The 18,019-nt window shown below is 66.7% G+C and carries 13 protein-coding genes and 1 pseudogene; 5 read left to right on the forward strand and 9 right to left on the reverse strand.

Translation table 11 applies throughout. The features are described from left to right. The first annotated feature begins 8 nt into the window (after positions 1 to 8). The 3 genes from SY91_RS24440 to SY91_RS24450 are packed head-to-tail and all read left to right on the forward strand — an operon-like array spanning position 9 to position 3,644. Entirely contained in the window at positions 9 to 476 is a 468-nt protein-coding gene (locus tag SY91_RS24440; protein WP_023475686.1) for a DUF4019 domain-containing protein, read from the forward strand. A gap of 33 nt (positions 477 to 509) precedes the next feature. After that, on the forward strand, positions 510 to 1,646 hold the full coding sequence (locus tag SY91_RS24445; protein ID WP_023475687.1) for a DUF2827 family protein: 1,137 nt from the start codon (positions 510 to 512) through the stop codon (positions 1,644 to 1,646). A gap of 24 nt (positions 1,647 to 1,670) precedes the next feature. Continuing rightward, positions 1,671 to 3,644: an FkbM family methyltransferase gene (locus SY91_RS24450; RefSeq protein ID WP_023475688.1), complete on the forward strand. Its 1,974-nt coding sequence runs from the start codon at positions 1,671 to 1,673 to the stop codon at positions 3,642 to 3,644. 57 nt (positions 3,645 to 3,701) lie between these two features. Here SY91_RS24450 and SY91_RS24455 read toward each other — a convergent pair whose 3' ends face one another. The 3 genes from SY91_RS24455 to SY91_RS24465 all read right to left on the reverse strand — a co-directional run bounded on the left by SY91_RS24455 (position 3,702) and on the right by SY91_RS24465 (position 6,920). Next, on the reverse strand, positions 3,702 to 4,118 hold the full coding sequence (locus SY91_RS24455) for a hypothetical protein (RefSeq protein ID WP_041489353.1): 417 nt from the start codon (positions 4,116 to 4,118) through the stop codon (positions 3,702 to 3,704). 71 nt (positions 4,119 to 4,189) lie between these two features. Further along, positions 4,190 to 4,993, reverse strand: coding sequence for an EAL domain-containing protein (locus SY91_RS24460; RefSeq protein WP_023475690.1), 804 nt, complete (start codon positions 4,991 to 4,993; stop codon positions 4,190 to 4,192). 784 nt (positions 4,994 to 5,777) lie between these two features. After that, complete coding sequence (locus SY91_RS24465) at positions 5,778 to 6,920, reverse strand: DUF2827 domain-containing protein (protein ID WP_023475691.1); 1,143 nt, start codon at positions 6,918 to 6,920, stop codon at positions 5,778 to 5,780. Between the two features lie 405 nt (positions 6,921 to 7,325). On the opposite strand from SY91_RS24465, the gene SY91_RS24470 reads away from it, so the two are divergent. Next, positions 7,326 to 8,645 carry a galactosyl transferase GMA12/MNN10 domain protein gene (locus SY91_RS24470; RefSeq protein WP_185714711.1) on the forward strand — a complete coding sequence of 440 codons (1,320 nt, stop codon included), beginning with the start codon at positions 7,326 to 7,328 and terminating at the stop codon, positions 8,643 to 8,645. A gap of 87 nt (positions 8,646 to 8,732) precedes the next feature. Here the strand turns inward: SY91_RS24470 and SY91_RS24475 are convergent, their stop codons facing one another. The 6 genes from SY91_RS24475 to SY91_RS24500 all read right to left on the reverse strand — a co-directional run bounded on the left by SY91_RS24475 (position 8,733) and on the right by SY91_RS24500 (position 17,087). Next, a complete protein-coding gene (locus SY91_RS24475) occupies positions 8,733 to 10,847 on the reverse strand; it encodes a phosphocholine-specific phospholipase C (protein ID WP_023475694.1) in 2,115 nt (704 codons plus the stop codon). A gap of 42 nt (positions 10,848 to 10,889) precedes the next feature. After that, on the reverse strand, positions 10,890 to 11,093 hold the full coding sequence (locus SY91_RS24480; RefSeq protein ID WP_011694854.1) for a hypothetical protein: 204 nt from the start codon (positions 11,091 to 11,093) through the stop codon (positions 10,890 to 10,892). Between the two features lie 331 nt (positions 11,094 to 11,424). Continuing rightward, a complete protein-coding gene (locus SY91_RS24485; protein ID WP_023475695.1) occupies positions 11,425 to 13,425 on the reverse strand; it encodes an acetyl/propionyl/methylcrotonyl-CoA carboxylase subunit alpha in 2,001 nt (666 codons plus the stop codon). Positions 13,426 to 13,461: 36 nt separating this feature from the next. Then, positions 13,462 to 14,247: an enoyl-CoA hydratase/isomerase family protein gene (locus SY91_RS24490; protein ID WP_006480549.1), complete on the reverse strand. Its 786-nt coding sequence runs from the start codon at positions 14,245 to 14,247 to the stop codon at positions 13,462 to 13,464. A gap of 19 nt (positions 14,248 to 14,266) precedes the next feature. After that, positions 14,267 to 15,874 (reverse strand): carboxyl transferase domain-containing protein, encoded by a 1,608-nt coding sequence (locus tag SY91_RS24495; RefSeq protein WP_006480548.1) that lies wholly within the window; start codon positions 15,872 to 15,874, stop codon positions 14,267 to 14,269. A 31-nt stretch (positions 15,875 to 15,905) separates the two neighbouring features. Further along, on the reverse strand, positions 15,906 to 17,087 hold the full coding sequence (locus SY91_RS24500) for an isovaleryl-CoA dehydrogenase (RefSeq protein ID WP_023475696.1): 1,182 nt from the start codon (positions 17,085 to 17,087) through the stop codon (positions 15,906 to 15,908). A gap of 170 nt (positions 17,088 to 17,257) precedes the next feature. On the opposite strand from SY91_RS24500, the pseudogene SY91_RS24505 reads away from it, so the two are divergent. Continuing rightward, positions 17,258 to 18,003, forward strand: a pseudogene (locus SY91_RS24505) (TetR/AcrR family transcriptional regulator). Positions 18,004 to 18,019 lie beyond the last annotated feature (16 nt).

Here is an 18,019-nt window from a genome sequence, read left to right on the forward strand (position 1 = left end):
CCCCGACCGTGAACGCACGCCCGACCCTCACCCGCGCAAAATGGCTGATCGGCTGCGCCGCCGCATCGATCGCGATCGGCGCGCACGCGCAAGCCGCCGGCGAATCGGCCGACACGCTGCTGCGCGACTCCGATGCGGTGTTCAAGCAGCTCGACGCCGGCCAGTACGGCGCGGTATGGAGCGACGCCGCACCGTTCGTCAAGGCGCGCTTCAAGCAGGACCAGTTCACGGCGCAAATGCAGCAGGCACGCCAGTCGGTCGGCGCGGTCAGCCATCGCGGCTGGGCGCAGGTCACGCGCATCCGCTACGAGCGGACGACCGGAATGCCCGACGGGCTCTACGCGAACGTCGATTACGCGACGACGCTCGCGAGCGGCGCCACGATGTTCGAGAAGCTAAGCTTCCGCCTCGAAACCGACGGCCGCTGGCATCTGACGGGCTACGTGCCGCGTCAGACGCAAAACGCCGCGCAGTAAGCCGCGCACTACCCGCCCCACGGAGCCGATCCGATGAAACTCAATGTCGCGATAACGATGAACGTGCAGCGCGACGCGACGCAGTCGATCTGGTACAACGGTGCGAACCAGCACTGCGTGTACCTGTACATGCTGCTGAAGCAGTCGCCTTTGATCGGCGAGGTCTGGCTCGCGCACGACAACGGCATCACCGAGTATCCGCAGGCGCTGATGATGGACGCGTTCGGCGACGCGCTGCGGCCGCTGTCGGCCGTCGTTCACCAGACCGACCTGCTGATCGAGATGAACGCGTTCATCGACCCGTCGCACACGGACGTCGTGCGCCAGCGCGGCGGCAAGTGCGTGTCGTATCGCTTCGGCAACGACTACGTGATCGCGGTCGAGACGATCAACTTCGAGAAGAACGACTGGCGGCCGAACCCGCACCGCGTGCAGTTCGACGAGATCTGGACCAATCCGCAGCACATGCACACGTGCGCCGCGTATTTCCAGGCCGTGTACCGTGCCCCGGTGATCGAGCTGCCGCATATCTGGTCGCCGTATTTCATCGAGCGCAGCCTCGACGCCGATCCCGAGCTGAAGGCCCGCTTCGGCTATCGCAACCACGGCCCGGCCAAGCGCATCGCGTTCTTCGAGCCGAACCTGAACGTCGTGAAGAGCTCGATCGTGCCGATGCTCGCCGCGAACGCGTGCTACGTCGAACATCCGGAGCTCGTCGAGCACGTGTACATGACCAACACGTTCGACAAGAAGGAAAACGTCGCCTTCAAGCATCTCGCGCTCGGGCTCGAGATGGTGCGCGACGGCAAGGCCACCGCCGACGTGCGCGCGCCGTTCGTCGCATGGGCCGCGCATCACACCGACATCGTCGTGTCGCACCACTGGGAAAACGGCCTGAACTACCTGCTGTACGACGCGCTGTACGGCAACTACCCGCTCGTGCACAACTCGCCGTTCCTGCGCGACGTCGGCTACTACTATCCGGACTTCGAGATCTTCGATGCGGCGCGCGCGATCGCGACCGCCGCGCAGACGCACGACGCGCGGCTCGACGACTACGCGGCCGCCGCCCGCCGCTGCCTGCATCAGGTCGACACGCTCGCCGAGCACAACGTGCGCGCGTATTCCTCGCAGATTCAGCACCTGTTCGCCGGCCGCCCGCTCGGCTGATTGCCTTCGCACGCGCCCCAGCCCATGAATCAGACCGTCCGCAATTTCGTCGTGATCGATTCGATCCACGGCCCGTTCGTCATCAACCGGCATTGCGCGTTGCAGGCCGAGGCGCTGATCAAGACCGGCCGGCCGCATATCCAGGGCGAACTCGACACGATCCTGCAGGTGATCGACCAGTTGCCCGACGGCGCGATCGCGGTGGACGGCGGCGCGAACGCGGGGCTGGTGTCCGTGCCGCTCGCGCACCGGCTGCGCGAGCGCGGCGGCCGCGTCTATGCGTTCGAGCCGCAACGCACGCTGTTTCACGCGCTCGGCGGCACCGTCGCGCTCAACCAGCTCGACAATCTCCATCTGCTGAACATGGGGCTGGCCGCCGCCAACGGCACGATGAAAGTGCCCGACGTCGACTACGGACAGGATGCCGACTTCGGGCAGGTCTCGCTCGTCGATACGCAAGCCTCCGGCGGCACGCCGACGCCGGTCGTCCGGCTCGATTCGCTTGGCCTGCCGCGGCTGGATTTCCTGAAACTCGACATCGAAGGAATGGAGATCGACGCGCTGCGCGGCGCGCGGCGGCTGATCGAGACGCATCTGCCGTGGTGCTGGATCGAATACTGGAAAGTCGGCGAGGCGCCGATCATCGACACGTTCGCCGGTCTCGACTACACGTTCTACCGGATCGACGGGCTGAACATGCTGTGCGTGCCGAACCCGCGCTGGGACCGGCAGCGCCTGTTCATCACCGGCGAACCGCTCGCCGCCGGCTCGACGGCCGAACGCGGCACGGATTCCGCGACGGCCGCGCCCACCGACGCCGACACCCCCGAAACGAACTGGAACCGCGCGCTCGACCACGAATCGCGCGGCGAGTGGGGGCATGCGATCGACCGCTGGCAACGCGCACGCGGCCGCGGGCTCGACGACGATGCGATCGCGCTGCAACTCGCGTCGTGCTACGGCTTCGCCGGCGCACCCGAGGCCGGGCTCGCAACGCTCGGCCATTTCGGCGATCCGGCCGCGCTGCCCGACGCGGCCCGCGGGCGCATCCAGCTGGCGCGCTCGGCACTGCTGCTGCGCGCCGGCCGGCGCGACGAGGCCGCACGCGCGACCATCGACAGCGAAAACGTGCTGACGGCCGCGCAATTCGGGCTGCCGACGGAACGGCTCTACCAGGGTCAGCCGCTGCACGGCAAGCGGCTGCTGATCCTCAGCTACGGCGGGGTCGGCGATCAGCTTCAGTACGCGCGCTATCTGCATGCGCTCGACGCGCTCGGCTGCGCCGGCGTGACCGTGGTCGTAGCCGACGCGCTGACGGGCCTGCTGCGCGAGACGTTCCCGCGCATCGAATTCGTCGGCGCGCACGGCGCGTGGGTCGACACGTCACAGCTCGCCCACGACTACTGGTGCTCGTTCCTGATGCTCGCCGCGCTGTTCGGTTACGCGCCGACGACGGAAGGCATGCCGGCCCCGTACCTGATGTGCCCGCCCGCGCATGCGGCCGCGTGGCGCGAGCGCGTATCGCACGACGGCCATGCACCCGGTACGCGTCGCATCGGGCTGAACTGGCGCGGACGCGACGAAAGCGATGCGCGCTTCCATCGCGCGGCCAGCCTGCGCGATTTCGCGCCGCTCGCGCGGATGCACGGCTACGCCGCGTACTGTCTCAATCGCGATCTGTCCGCGCAATCCGAGCAATCGGACCTGCCGGTCACCTTCCCGCATCACGCGATCGGCGATTTCGGCGATCTTGCCGCGCTGATGCTCGCGATGGACGCCGTCGTGACCACCTGCACCGCCCACATCCATCTCGCCGGCGCACTCGGCGTGCCGGCCGTGCTGCTGCTCAGCCCGAAAGCGGACGCGCGCTGGGAAACCGGCTCGCGCACCGCGCTCTACCCCGGCATCCGGATCGTGCGCGCCGCGCACGTCGGTCGATGGGACGATGCGATCGACCGCGCGATGGCGCTGGTGCTCGGCGGTTTCGGGAAGGATTGAGATTCGACGGCCGCGCGAGCGGGCCGCGGTACCGGGCCCGCACCCGCGCCGGTTGCGTTACACCAGTACCCGATCGCCGCTTTGCGCGGCGAACGCGCGGCCATGCCGCCGCCCCATGCGCGCCAGCAGCACGAAGCAACGGGCCGCCGGCCGGCCTGCGCCGCCCGATTGCCTGACGAGGCTGTCGGATACGCCGCGCGCGATCGCCGACTCGTCGCCGCACGCACCGGCGATGACGCCCGCGTAATAGTGCCGGGCCGCCAGCTCGCGGCCGCCCGCGTCGAGCGGGCTCATCCGCTGAATGCGGCGCGCGACGGTCGTCAGGCCATCGAGATAGGGCGCGACATCGATCGGCGCATCGGTCGACTCGGCGCCCAGTTGCCACAGCATGTCGGCCAGCTCGGCGAGCGCGACCAGGTCGCGCACATCGGTCGCCTGCGTGCCCGTTCCGCCTCCGGCTTTCGTCCCCGCCATGCCCACGTCCCCTTTGCGATTCGTCCCAACCGCGACACGCACCCGGCGCGCCGCCCTGCCCGCTTCCGCACTCACGCCGCCGCCGGCGACCGCCATGAAAAGCGGATGCCCTGCGCCCACGCGACGCCGGCATCCACGATGATCTGCCGGTCGGTCTCGCTTTCCACGCCTTCGACGACGACGTGCCGCGCCCCTTCATGCGCAAACGCGATCAGCCGGCGAAACTGGTAACGCCCGATCGCGTTGCGCTTGATCAGCGACAGGACCGACCGGTCGAGCTTCACGATGTCGGGGTTGCCGACCACCAGATTGTTCAACGCGCTGAAACCGACGCCGAAATCGTCGATCGCGATCCGGCATCCGGCCTGCCGGAAGCGGTTCACGAACGACCGGCCCGCGACGGGGTTCAGCGGCCCCGTCTCCGTGATCTCGATCACCAGCCGCGCCGCCACCGACGGCTCGCGCTCGAGCCGCCTGAAAATCGCCAGCCACGCGTCGTCGACCACCGCGCTTGCCGCCGCGACGTTGCAACCGTACACGGCAGCCGGATCGGCGCGTAGCGCATCGATCGTGCGGCCGACCACCAGCCGGTCGAACCAGCGCATCAGCCCGAGCGCTTCCAGCCGCGGCAGGAAGACGAGCGGCGGCAGTGCATCGCGCTCGCCCCACCGCAGCCGCGCGAGGCATTCCTGGTACAGCACGCCGCCCGACAGATCGGCGCGGCACACGGGCTCGTGCGCGAATCCGAGCCGGCTTTCGACGAAACTGCGTACCGACGCAAGATCGCGATGTTCGTCCGGCGCGCCGAACACGAGATCGATTTCGTCGCGATTCGTTTTCCGATTCGCCTCCTGGCGAGCTTCGACCGCATTCATCCGGCGCTCCGGCAAATGGCGAGCCGCCGATCACGGCTCGACCTCAATACATATGCGGAACGAGCCCACCTCGACGCGCTCCGCCGCCTACCCGGCCCATCCTGTCATGTCGATTTTTTCCGGGGGCGTACTGTTCGCTTCGGCGCGCCGTCAAATTCGATATTTTTACGATATTCGGTTACTTGAAATACACCATGCGCGCGCGGTGCCGACAGTGCGACAGGTTACACAACGCAAATTGCGAAAACCACCAATCCGAATCGTTTATCTTTTTCATCTAAACAGTTTTATCTGAATCGTCTCCTCCCGGATTTGCTGGTCGCGCGAATCGGGATACCGCCAATTGATCAGATAAATACCACGCCGCAAAGTGCCGTACGCACTCGATATGCCGGGTTGAAACACCGGCCCTCCACACATGCCGTCACCTGCGGAAAACCTGCTGCCGCGCGTGATTCGATCACCGCAGCATTCAATTTTCTCGTTTCAAACGATATTATGAAATTCCGAAACGGAATCAAGCCTCATTTAATCAATAATACCAACTTCAATTATATGAAGATTATAAATTGAACCATATTTAACAATCTTTCCGACTTGTTAACCTATAAACTTGTTTTTGACGGACTTCCCTCGGAGCCGTCAATTTCGTGCCTTCCAAAACCGTCGAGCTCATCGGGTTCGGCGGTTTCTTTTTTAACGGCATGATTTCGTCAGACATGAGGGCGGGACAAACCCGACGGCGGCCGGCGGCGCACCGAACGTGCGCCGCGGAACATCGACCTCAGGCGGCCGTCGCGCCGATCAGGTTCGCGAGCAGCGCGTCGTACTCGGCGACGAGCGCCGGATTCGACGACGTGTAACGGCCGAGAATTTCGCGCTGGCGCCGCGCATACCCTTGCCAGTCGTCGTCGTGCGTGTGCAGCGCGCGCAGCAGCGCATCGGCGCCCTGCTGCACGTCGTTGTCCGGATAGTAGTAGCCGAGATCGGGCGCGAGGCTCGCGTTGTGCACGAGCGGATAGCCCTGCCAGCACACGTCGAAATAGAAATAGTTCAGCGGGTTCGACCATTGGTGCGACACGACGATATCGGTCAGGTCGGCCAGGAACAGCGGCGTATCGAAGCGCCCGACGAAGCTGGCCTTGCCCGCGCGCACGATGTCCAGGTAGTTCATCAGCATCACGAACTCGGGGCTGTCGTGCGCGAGGCGATCGGCGTTCGTCACGTGCGTGAAGCAGATCGCGTCGGGGTCGCGGCGATACGCTTCGTCGATGATCAGCATCGGATACACGCAGAACTTCACGACGTCGTGGTTCGGCTCCATCACCGTGAGCCGCTTGCCGGGCTCGCCGCGCGGCCGGTATTCGCCGTGCTCGGGCAGCGACCGCGCGCGTTCGGTGAGGAACATCGGGTCCCACACGAACGGCACGACGCGCCCCGGGCAGCGGCGCAGCGACTGCAGGAACGGCAGCGACGACGGCGCGATCTGCGGAATCGCCCACACCTCGTCGTAGCCGCGGTTGATGAACAGCGAATCCCACAGCCGGCGGCCGAACAGCATCGACTCCATCGCGTTGATGTACTCGACACCGCAGCAATAGCTGACCAGCTTCACGCCGCGCGCTTTCAGGTAGGCCGTCTGCTCGCCGTCGATCTGGCCGCCGAGCTCGATCACCACGTCGAGCGCGTCCTTCATGTCGGCGAACGCGCGCGTGTCGAACACGTTGCGATCCCACGGCAGGGCATCGGTCAGCGGCACGTCGGTCGTGTTGACCAGCGTCACGCGGTAGCCGTGCGGCGACGCCACCAGCAGCTTCGCGAGGAACAGCGCGTTCTGCTTGATGCCGTTGATCCACAGGCTTTCGTCGGGGGCACGCAATCCGATCGTGATACCGATGCGCAGGCCGGTCAGGACAGGAGACGTCATCGTCGGCAGGATGGAAGGTTGAACGGGAATGGCATGGCGCAGTGTAGCGCTTGACGCGCCGCCCGCGTCAAGCGGCGGCGATCCGGCATTCTAGCGGAGCGCCGGCCGCACACTGTCAGGGATGGTCAGCGGCCGCCCCGGCCGGGCCAATCCGCCCGATCGTTATGCGATACTCGTGCCGCCCGGCGGCCGATTTTCTCGGGGCATTCGAGCGGGCAGCATGCCACCTCGCCACACCACGATCAAAACCAGGGCACTCCGCATGGAACATGATGCCGCGCAAGGCTTCCAGACCCTCCACGACGAACCGGGGCGGCGCTCGCGGGTCAGCGTATCCGGATGGCATGCCGAGCCGACGCGTACCGCGCGGATCGTGTGCGCGCTTCCCGGCATTCGGAGCGCGCGATGATCGTCCTCAGTCATTTCAGCCAGCACGCGCCCGCGAGCCTCGATAACCACCACTGGTACGCGCAGGGGCACGGCTATCGTCACGAGATCGTCGATGCATCCTGCATGCCGCAGGCGCTGCCGCTGCGCCCGCTGCATCGCTACGAATCGCTGCTTCACGTGCTGCGCGGCGCGCAACCCGACGAACTCGTGCTGCTGCTCAGCGAAGATGCGGCGATCATCGAGCCCGTCGCGCTCGACCGCCTGATGACCGGGCGCGACATGCTGCTGGTCGACGCGTTCGCGTCGCCGCTGCCGCAAGTCGACGTGCAGATCTGGCGCAACACGCCGGACGTGCGTGCGATCGTGATGCGGCTCGTGCAGCGCTGCAAGCTCGGCAGCGAGCCGAGGCTGACGTCGGAAGCCGCGCTGTTCGCGGAGCTCGATACGCATCGCTACATGACGCCGATCGACGGGCTGTACGCGGTCATGCCGTCCGGCCCCGACCTCGATCCGATGTGGAGCCGCGAACCGACGTTCGCGATCAGCCTCGACGACACGCCGCACGATCCCGAACGCAAAGGCGCGACGCCGCGCTTTCGCGACACGCTCGTCGCGTACGTCAATCGTTGCCGCGCCGCCGGCCGACCGCTGTTCGCGTTCGATCACGCGGCCGCAGCACCGGACGAAACCGCCGAGCGCAGCACGTACAACCCCGGCCGGCCGATCGCATTGATGATGCTGTACACGCCGAACATCGGCAGCTATGCACGCGTCGCCGAACGGAATTTCCGGCGCTACTGCGACGCGCACGGCTACACGCTGTACGTGCATCGCGACATCCCCGCCGAGATCGGGCTGAACGCCACGGGCAACTGGTTCAAGCCGTGGCTGCTGCACGCCTACCTGCAGCACCATGAATGGGTCGTGTGGCTCGATGCCGACGTGCTGATCGCGAACCAGCAGCAACCGCTGGCGCCGCTGTTCGAAGGACGCGACTGGCTGCTCGCGCAGGATATCGGCCAATGGGCGTTCAATTCCGGCGTGATGGCGTTTCGCCGCACCGAACGCAACGACGCGATGCTGCGCGACCTGATGACGACGATCGCCGCGCTGCACGACCGCTCGAGCGTCTATGCGAGCGACGGCGACCAGCTGCATTTCATTCGCGCGATGGAGCGCGACGGGCAGTTGCAACGCGAAGGCGTGACCGACCTCGTCAGCCTCAACACGCCCTGGCTGTTTCGCCGCGCGGACAGCTACATCGTGCATTACTACGGCATGTGGTCCGCGATGCGTGCGCTGATGATGGCGCATGACGACGGGCTGCTGCCCTGACACAAGCGCCGCCATACCCTCGACGTACAAACACGACGCGCCGGCCGGATTCGACCGGACGGCGCGTCGTCGCATCAGGTGCCGTCGTCAGATCGCCGCGATCGTCGGCGCCACGGCCGCCGGGTCGGTGATGCTCGGCTTGCCGGTCTCGACGTGCCCCGCGATGCGGCGCGTCCAGCCGGCATTGCCCGCCACCGCGAACTGCAGGTCGTACCAGTGGCTGCTGCACGACAGGTCCCAATGCGCTTCGATGCGCTGCCCGGCCGGGACCGTCAGCGTGCGCGCCGCGCCGCCGTACGCGACATCGGTCGCCGTGACCGTGAGCGGGCCGGTGCCCGCATTGGCGATCGTCACGTACACGTCGCCGTTCGCGGTGTCGTAGCACGGCGTGATTTCAGGCTTGGCCGCGGCATCCGCCGCCGCCGACCCCGCGAAGCGCCGGAAATAGCCGTTCGGCCCCCACACGCTCACCAGATAGTTGCCGTTCGCATCGAGCGCCCACGTATCGGTCAGCTGCTTGCCGGCTTCGACCGTATAGCGGCGCGGCATCGCGGTCGGGTCGCCCGTATAGACCCAGAAGTGCGCGCCCTGCGTACCGGTATTCGCGAACGTCAGCGCATAGCCTTGCGCCTGAAGCTGGCCGGTGACGTGCAGTTCGTACGGCAGCGCGCGCGCCGGCCGCGTACCGGGTTCCTGCGCGGTCACGACCTGCTGCGCGGTGCTGGCCGGCGCGGTCTGCGACGACGCACGCGAGCATTGCAGGTCCGCCTGCGCGACGTACGCCTGCGTGTTCGGCAGGGTCGGCAGCGTCGCATCCGATTTCGAGAAGTCGAGCGCCGACGTCAGGTCGCCGCAGATCGCGCGGCGCCACGGCGAGATGTTGGTCTCCATCACGCCGAAGCGCTTTTCGATGAATTGCAGCACCGACGTGTGATCGAACACCTGCGAGCACACGAAGCCGCCCTTCGACCACGGCGACACGACGAACATCGGCACGCGCGGGCCGAGGCCGTAAGGCAGATTGTCGGCCGTATAGGTGCCGGCTTGCGTCGCGGTCACGACGTTGTGCCGCTCGAGCGACACGTCGACGGTACTCATGCCCGAGCCCGGCAGCGTCGGCGCCGACGGCGGCACGACATGGTCGAAGAAGCCGTCGTTCTCGTCGTACATGATCAGCAGGACGGTCTTGCTCCACACGTCCGGGTTGGACGTCAGCGCATCGAGGATCGTCGACAGGTAGTACGCGCCGTACAGCGGCGTGAACTTCGGATGCTCCGAATACGCGGCGGGCGGCAGCAGCCACGACACCTGCGGCAGCGCATTCGCCTGTACGTCGGCCTTCAACTGCGTGATCGGACGCGTGCTCATCCCGCGCGTCTGCAGCGACGAACCGGCCGGCGCATTCACGAAGTTGTTGAAGCACGCCAGCATGTTCGTGCCGTAGTTGCCGGTGAAGTTGTCGAACCCGGTGCCCTGCTGGTAGATCTGCCACGAGATGCCGGCTTGTTCGAGCCGTTCCGGGTATGTCGTCCAGCTGAAAGGCGGCAACTGGATCTTGTCGAACTGGTTGTCGATGTAGTCGGTGTTGTCGAGCAGCGGGCCGCCGCCCGTGCCGAGCGGATCGACCATGCCCGTCATCAGGTACATGCGGTTCGGGTGCGTGTTGCCGGGGATCGAGCAGAAGTAGTTGTCGCACACCGTGAACGCATCCGCGAGCGCGTAGTGGAACGGGATGTCGTCGCGAACGTGATAGCCCATCGTCATGTTCGACTTCTGCACGGCCCACTGATCCGCGCGGCCGTTGTCGATCGCGCCGTGCGTCGTCGCCCACGTATGCGGCAAGCCGCCGATACATTGCGCGTTGACGCCCGGATTGGTCGTGTCGTAGCGGAACGGTGCGATCACGCTCGACTTGTCCTCCTGGCGCGGCTGGAACCACACCGGCTTGCCGTTCGGCAGCGTGACCGGGAAGCGGTCGTTGTAGCCGCGCACGCCGCTCAGGTGACCAAGGTAGTGGTCGAACGAGCGGTTCTCCTGCATGAACACGACGATGTGCTGCACGTCCTGGATCGTGCCCGTCACGGTGTTCGGCTCGATCGCCAGCGCCTTGCGGATCGATTCCGGCAGCAGTGCGGTGGCGGCGGTCGCGCCGGCGAGGCCGGCCGAGAACTTCAGAAAATCGCGTCGCGAATGAGTGGCCATGCTGGTTGCTCTTGATGGGTTTTCTGGTGGAAACGGCCGGTATCAGGAAGCGGGCGACGACGCAGGCGCGGTGAAGCCCGGCGGGCAGCGCATCTGCGCGGTGGCGACCACCGCGCCGCCGCACGCGGCCTTCTGCTGCGCGACGGGCGCGGCGGGTGCGGTCAGGTCGTCGTTGCAGGCGCCGAGGACGGCGGTCAGCGCGATCAGGCCGACGACCGCGAAAGGCCGTAGGGCCGACGTTCGCATAACGGTTCTCCGTGAGGATGATGACGTGACGCGGACGCGAACCCGCGCCGGTCATATCGACGCCGAGATGCTATGTTCGACTTGTTACACGACGGTGTCGAGGGGCGGGAAGATGGAGGTGCGCACTGCGCGTGGCACGCGATGGTGTGGCAGGAACGGCGAAGATCGTAAGGCCTTCGAAAGATGTATGTTGCTTAGGCGTATAGCTTCTTCGCGTGTTGTCGATATCGAAGCCGCATCGCCGCGGCCACGGGCGTACGGAAAATTACGAAGCGCTTTCTTGCGGGCCGGCCGCCACGGCAACCGGCCCACGTACAGCAACAAGGTCTGCTCAGCCTTCCGCCATCATCAGCAACTGCGCGCCGTCCGCGACCTGATCGCCGACGCCGTACAGCACTTCAGCGACGACGCCCGCGCTCGGCGCGCCGATCGTGTGCTCCATCTTCATCGCCTCCATCACGATCAGCGGCGTACCGGCTTCGACCTTCTGCCCCGGCTCGACCAGCACCGCGATCACCTTGCCGGGCATCGGCGCGGTCAGGCGGCCACCGCCCTGCTCCGCGTCGCCCGCATGCGCGAGCAGGTTGCGCCATTCGAACGTTTCGGCCGCACCCTGCGTGAACACATGGAACGTGTCACCGTCCGCATACACGCGGCCGCTGCTGCGCACGCCGCCAAGCGTCACGTCGAAATCGAGCGGCGTGGCGCCGCGCGTCCACGCGAACGGTTGCGCGGCCGCGTCGCCGATCGCGATGCGCATGCCCGCGCCGTCGTCCTCGTACGTGACCGTCACGTCGGCTTCGCGATCGGTCGCATGCCATTCGAGCGTGCGGCGATAGCCGCCGTTCAGCCGCCAGTCCGGCAGCGAACTCCACGGCGACGCGTTTTCCTGCGCGGCGGCGCCCCGTTCGCGCGCGAGCAGCGCCGCGCAGGCGAGTGCAAGCGTCGCACGCGGCGGCTGTTGCGGCGCGAACAACGCATCGTGGTTGCGCTCGATCAGGCCCGTGTCGAGATCGGCGATCGCGAACGGCTCGCACGCAACGATCCGCTGCAGGAACGCGGCGTTGGTATGCAGGCCGACCACTTCGCATGCCCGCAGCGCACGCAGCATCAGGCCCAGCGCTTCCGCACGATCCGCGCCGTGGACGATCAGCTTCGCGATCATCGGATCGTAGAACGGCGTGATCGCATCGCCTTCACGCACGCCGCTGTCGACGCGCACCGCCGCCCCGATGTCGAACTCGACGCCTGCCGGCAACCGCAAATGCTTCAGCGTGCCCGTCGACGGCAGGAAGCCGCGCGCCGGGTTCTCCGCGTAAAGGCGCGCTTCGAGCGCATGGCCCTGCACGCGCAGTTCCTCCTGCTTCAGCGGCAGCGGCTCGCCCGCCGCGACGCGCAGTTGCCATTCGACGAGATCCAGCCCCGTGACCATCTCGGTCACCGGGTGCTCGACCTGCAGGCGCGTGTTCATTTCCATGAAGTAGAACGCTTCGCCCGTCATGATGAATTCGACGGTGCCCGCGCCGACATAGCCGACCGCGCGCGCGGCCGCGACGGCCGCTTCGCCCATCGCCTGGCGCACGTCCTCATGCAGGCCCGGCGCCGGCGCTTCCTCGAGCACCTTCTGGTGACGGCGCTGCACCGAGCAGTCGCGATCGAACAGGTACACGGTATTGCCGTGCGTGTCGCCGAACACCTGCACTTCGACGTGACGCGGGCGCGTCAGGTATTTCTCGATCAGCACACGATCGTTGCCGAAGCTGCTTGCCGCTTCGCGCTGGCACGACGCGAGCGCCGCGGGAAAGTCCTCGGAGCGCTCGACCACGCGCATCCCCTTGCCGCCGCCGCCCGCGCTGGCTTTCAGCAGCACCGGATAGCCGATCTGATCGGCCTCGCGATGCAGGTTGGCCGCGTCCTGGTCGTCGCCGTGATAGCCGGGCACGAGCGGCACGGCGGCCGCGTGCATCAGCGCCTTCGCGGCGGCCTTCGATCCCATCGCCGCGATCGCGTCGACCGGCGGCCCGATGAACACGATGCCGGCCGCTTCGCACGCTTGCGCGAAATCTTCGTTCTCCGACAGAAAACCGTAGCCGGGGTGAATCGCCTGCGCGCCGGTCGCACGCGCGGCGTCGACGATGAGCTCGATGCGCAGGTAGCTGTCTGCCGCGGCCGAGCCGCCGATATGTACGGCCTCGTCGCACGCGGCCACGTGTTTCGCGTTCGCATCCGCGTCGGAATAGACGGCGACGCTCGCGATCCCGAGACGTTTGCACGTCGCGGCAACGCGGCACGCGATTTCGCCGCGGTTGGCAATCAGAATCTTGTCGAACATGGCTTCGATGTCGTCCGGAAGGTTGAGGTCACGCGATCATTCACGCCACGACGGCGTGCGCTTTTCGAGGAAGGACGCGATCCCTTCACGCGCTTCCGCGCCGGCACGGGTCTTCGCGATCCACTCGGCGGTCTGCTCGATCAGCGTCGCGTCGAGCGCGCGGCCGGCCACATCGGCGACGAGCCGCTTGCAGGCCTTCACCGCGTCGGGGCCATTCGCGACGAGCGTCGCCGCCAGCTTCGCGACCGTTTCGTCGAGCGCGTCGGGCGGCACCGCATCGTGAATGAAGCCGAGCGACGCGGCACGCGTGCTGTCGAACACCTCGGCCGTCGTGAAGTAGCGGCGCGCCGCACGCTCGCCCATCGCCCGCACGACATACGGCGCGATCGTCGCGGGAATCAGCCCGAGCCGCGCTTCCGACAGGCAGAACTTCACGCCGTCGGCGGCAATCGCGATGTCGGCCGCCGCGACGAGGCCCACGCCGCCCGCATACGCGTCGCCATGCACGCGCGCGATCACCGGCTTGCCGCAGCGATAAATCGCTTCGAGCATGCGCGCGAGCTTGCGCGCATCGGCGCGGTTCTCGTCGTCCGAGTAACCGGCCATCTTCTTCATCCAGTTCAGGTCCGCGCCCGCGCAGAATGCGGCGCCTTCCGCGGCCAGCACGATCGCGCGCACGCCTTCGTGCGCATCGAGCCATTCGAACGCGGTGGTCAGCTCGGCGATCGTCGTCTCGTTGAACGCGTTGCGCACGTCGGGACGCGCGAGCGTGACGGTCGCCACGCGGCCGGCCTCGCTTACCTTGATCGTTTCGTATCGCATCGGTCAGTCCTCCCGGGCGTTACATGCGGAACACGCCGAAGCGCGTGTCGTCGATCGGCGCGTTCATCGACGCGGCCAGGCCGAGGCCGAGCACGTCGCGCGTCTGCGCGGGGTCGATCACGCCGTCGTCCCACAGCCGCGCGCTCGCATAATACGGATGGCCCTGGCGCTCGTACTGATCGCGAATCGGCTGCTTGAACGCATCCTCTTCCTCGGCCGACCACGACCCGCCCTTCGCCTCGATGCCATCGCGACGCACGGTCGCGAGCACCGATGCGGCCTGCTCGCCGCCCATCACCGAAATGCGGGCATTCGGCCACATCCACAGGAAACGCGGGCCGAACGCGCGGCCGCACATCCCGTAGTTGCCGGCGCCGAACGAGCCGCCGATGATCACCGTGAACTTCGGCACCTTCGCGTTCGACACGGCCGTCACCATCTTCGCGCCATGCCGCGCGATGCCTTCGTTCTCGTACTTGCGACCGACCATGAAGCCCGTGATGTTCTGCAGGAACACGAGCGGGATCTTGCGCTGGCAGCACAGCTCGATGAAATGCGCGCCCTTCACCGCCGATTCGGAAAACAGGATGCCGTTGTTCGCGACGATCCCGACCGGATGGCCCCAGATGTGCGCGAAGCCCGTGACGAGCGTCGTGCCGAAGCGCGCCTTGAATTCGTCGAATTCCGAATCGTCGACGATGCGCGCGATCACCTCGCGCACGTCGAACGGCTTGCGCGTGTCGACCGGAATCACGCCGTACAGGCTCTTCGCGTCGTAGCGCGGCGGCTTCGGCTCGCGCAGCGCGAGCGGCGGCGCGATCTTCGGCGCGAGGTGACTGACGATGTTGCGCGCGATCGACAGCGCATGCGCGTCGTTCTGCGCGAGATGGTCGGCCACGCCCGACAGGCGCGTATGCACGTCGCCGCCGCCGAGATCCTCGGCGCTCACTTCCTCGCCGGTCGCGGCCTTCACGAGCGGCGGCCCGCCGAGGAAAATCGTGCCCTGGTCCTTCACGATGATCGACTCGTCGCTCATCGCCGGCACGTACGCGCCGCCGGCCGTGCATGAGCCCATCACGACGGCGATCTGCGCGATCCCCGCCGCCGACATCGTTGCCTGGTTGAAGAAGATGCGGCCGAAGTGGTCGCGATCGGGAAACACGTCGTCCTGGTTCGGCAGGTTCGCGCCGCCCGAATCGACGAGGTACACGCACGGCAGCCGGTTTTCCGCGGCGATTTCCTGCGCGCGCACGTGCTTCTTCACGGTGACCGGGTAGTAGGTGCCGCCCTTGACCGTCGCGTCGTTGCACACGATCACGCATTCGCGGCCGGCGATGCGCCCGATCCCTGTGATGACGCCCGCGCCCGGCGCGTCGTCGTTGTACATGCCGTTCGCCGCGAGTTGCGAGAACTCGAGGAACGGCGCGCCCGGATCGAGCAGTTGCGCGATGCGGTCGCGCGGCAGCAGCTTGCCGCGCGACAGGTGCTTGTCGCGCGCGGCCTGGCCGCCGCCCTGCGCGAGCTGTTCGATCTTCGCGCGCAGGTCGGCGACGACCGCCTCGAGCGCCGCGGCATTCGCGCGGAAGTCTTCCGAACGCGGGTTCAGTTTCGATTCGATGATCGGCATCGACGGGGCTCCGTTCGCGTGACGTGGGGCGTTACATCGTTTCCGCGAACAGCTCGCGGCCGATCAGCATCCGGCGGATCTCGCTCGTGCCGGCGCCGATCTCGTAGAGCTTCGCATCGCGCCACAGCCGACCGACCGGGTATTCGTTGATGTAGCCGTTGCCGCCGAGGATCTGGATCGCCTCGCCGGCCATCCACGTCGCCTTCTCGGCCGTGTAGAGGATCACGCCCGCGCAGTCCTTGCGCACCTGGCGAATATGGTCGCTGCCCGCCGAGTCGAGATGGCGGCCGACCGCATACAGGTACGCGCGACACGCCTGGAACGTCGTGTACATGTCGGCGACCTTGCCCTGGATCAGCTGGAATTCGCCGATCGCCTGGCCGAACTGCTTGCGGTCGTGGATATATGGCACGACCGCGTCGAGACACGCGGCCATGATGCCCGTCGGGCCGCCCGACAGCACCGCGCGCTCGTAGTCGAGGCCGCTCATCAGCACCATCACGCCGCCGTTCAGCTGGCCGAGGATGTTCTCTTCCGGCACCTCGACGTCCTGGAACACCAGCTCGCCCGTGTGCGAGCCGCGCATGCCGAGCTTGTCGAGCTTCTGCGCGACCGAGAAGCCCTTCATCCCCTTCTCGACGATGAATGCGGTGATGCCGCGCGGGCCGGCTTCGATATCGGTCTTCGCGTAGACGACCAGCGTGTCGCAATCGGGCCCGTTGGTGATCCACATCTTCGTGCCGTTCAGCACGTAGCGGTCGCCGCGCTTGTCCGCGCGCAGCTTCATGCTGACGACGTCGGAGCCGGCGTTCGGCTCGCTCATCGCGAGCGCGCCGATGTGTTCGCCCGACACGAGCTTCGGCAGGTACTTCTGCTTTTGCGCTTCGGTGCCGTTGCGGTGGATCTGGTTCACGCACAGGTTCGAGTGCGCGCCGTACGACAGGCCGATCGACGCCGATGCGCGCGAGATCTCTTCCATCGCGACCATGTGCGCGGTGTAGCCCATGTTCGCGCCGCCGTATTCCTCGGAGACGGTCATGCCGAGCACGCCGAGATCGCCGAACTTCTTCCACAGATCCATCGGGAACTGGTCGGTACGGTCGACCTCCGCCGCGCGCGGCGTGATTTCCTTCGCCGCAAACGTCGCGACGGCGTCGCGCAGCATCTCGATGTCTTCACCGAGCATGAATTGCACGCCGGGCAGGTTGATCATGTCTCCTCCGTCTTCAGAAAGTGTGTCGTACTCACCGATTTCTGAGTTTCGCTCAAATCGAATGAATACGTCGATTCATTGACCAATACAGCGGAAATTTTGCACAGTTTCGCGCCTCGCCGGGTTCGCCGTCAATAGTTTTCTGAGTGATACTCAGATATGATGCAAGGATGACAGCCGCTCCCGCCGACACCATGACCGCCACCGCCAAAGCCGACCGCGCCGACTCGTCGCGCGCACCCGCCGGGCGCAAATCCCAGCAGCGCGTGCAGGACATCCTGCGCGCCGGCCGTGAAGTGTTCGCCGAAAAAGGTTACGAGCATGCGACGGCCGCCGAGATCGCCCAGCGGGTGGGGTGTCGGAGGCGACGGTGTTCAGCTATTTCCGCGGCAAACGCGAGCTGTGCGCGCGCGTGATCGCCGACTGGTACGACGAAATCATCGCCGCGTTCGAACACGGGATGCCGCGGGACGCGTCGGTACAGCAGCAGTTCGCGTTCATCGTGCGGACCCACCTGCGGCTGATGCTCGTGAACGGCACGGGATTGTGCGCACTGGTGCTGTCGGAAGGCCGCGCGAAGCAGCATGCGCTGAGCGACGAGCTCACCGCGCTGCAGCGCCGCTACACGGCGCCGCTGATGGACGTGCTCGCACGCGGCCAGGCGGCCGGGCAGGTTCGCGCGGATCTGCCGCTGAGCCTGCTGCGCTCGATGGTGTTCGGGCCGATGGAGCACGTGCTGTGGGACGCGATCCTCGGGCACCGCAAGCTCGATACGGAAACGACGGCCACGCAGTTGATCGACATGCTGTGGGCCGCCGTGCAGCCGCCGGCGCCGGAGCAGGCGGCGCTGGTGCGCTTCAGGAACGAAGTCGCGGAAGCGGTGCGGCGGCTGGAAGGCGAAGCGTCACGCGGATGACGGCCGAAGCGGCGCA

The sequence above is a fragment of the Burkholderia cenocepacia genome, assembly GCF_014211915.1.
Classification (GTDB): Bacteria; Pseudomonadota; Gammaproteobacteria; order Burkholderiales; family Burkholderiaceae; genus Burkholderia; species Burkholderia orbicola.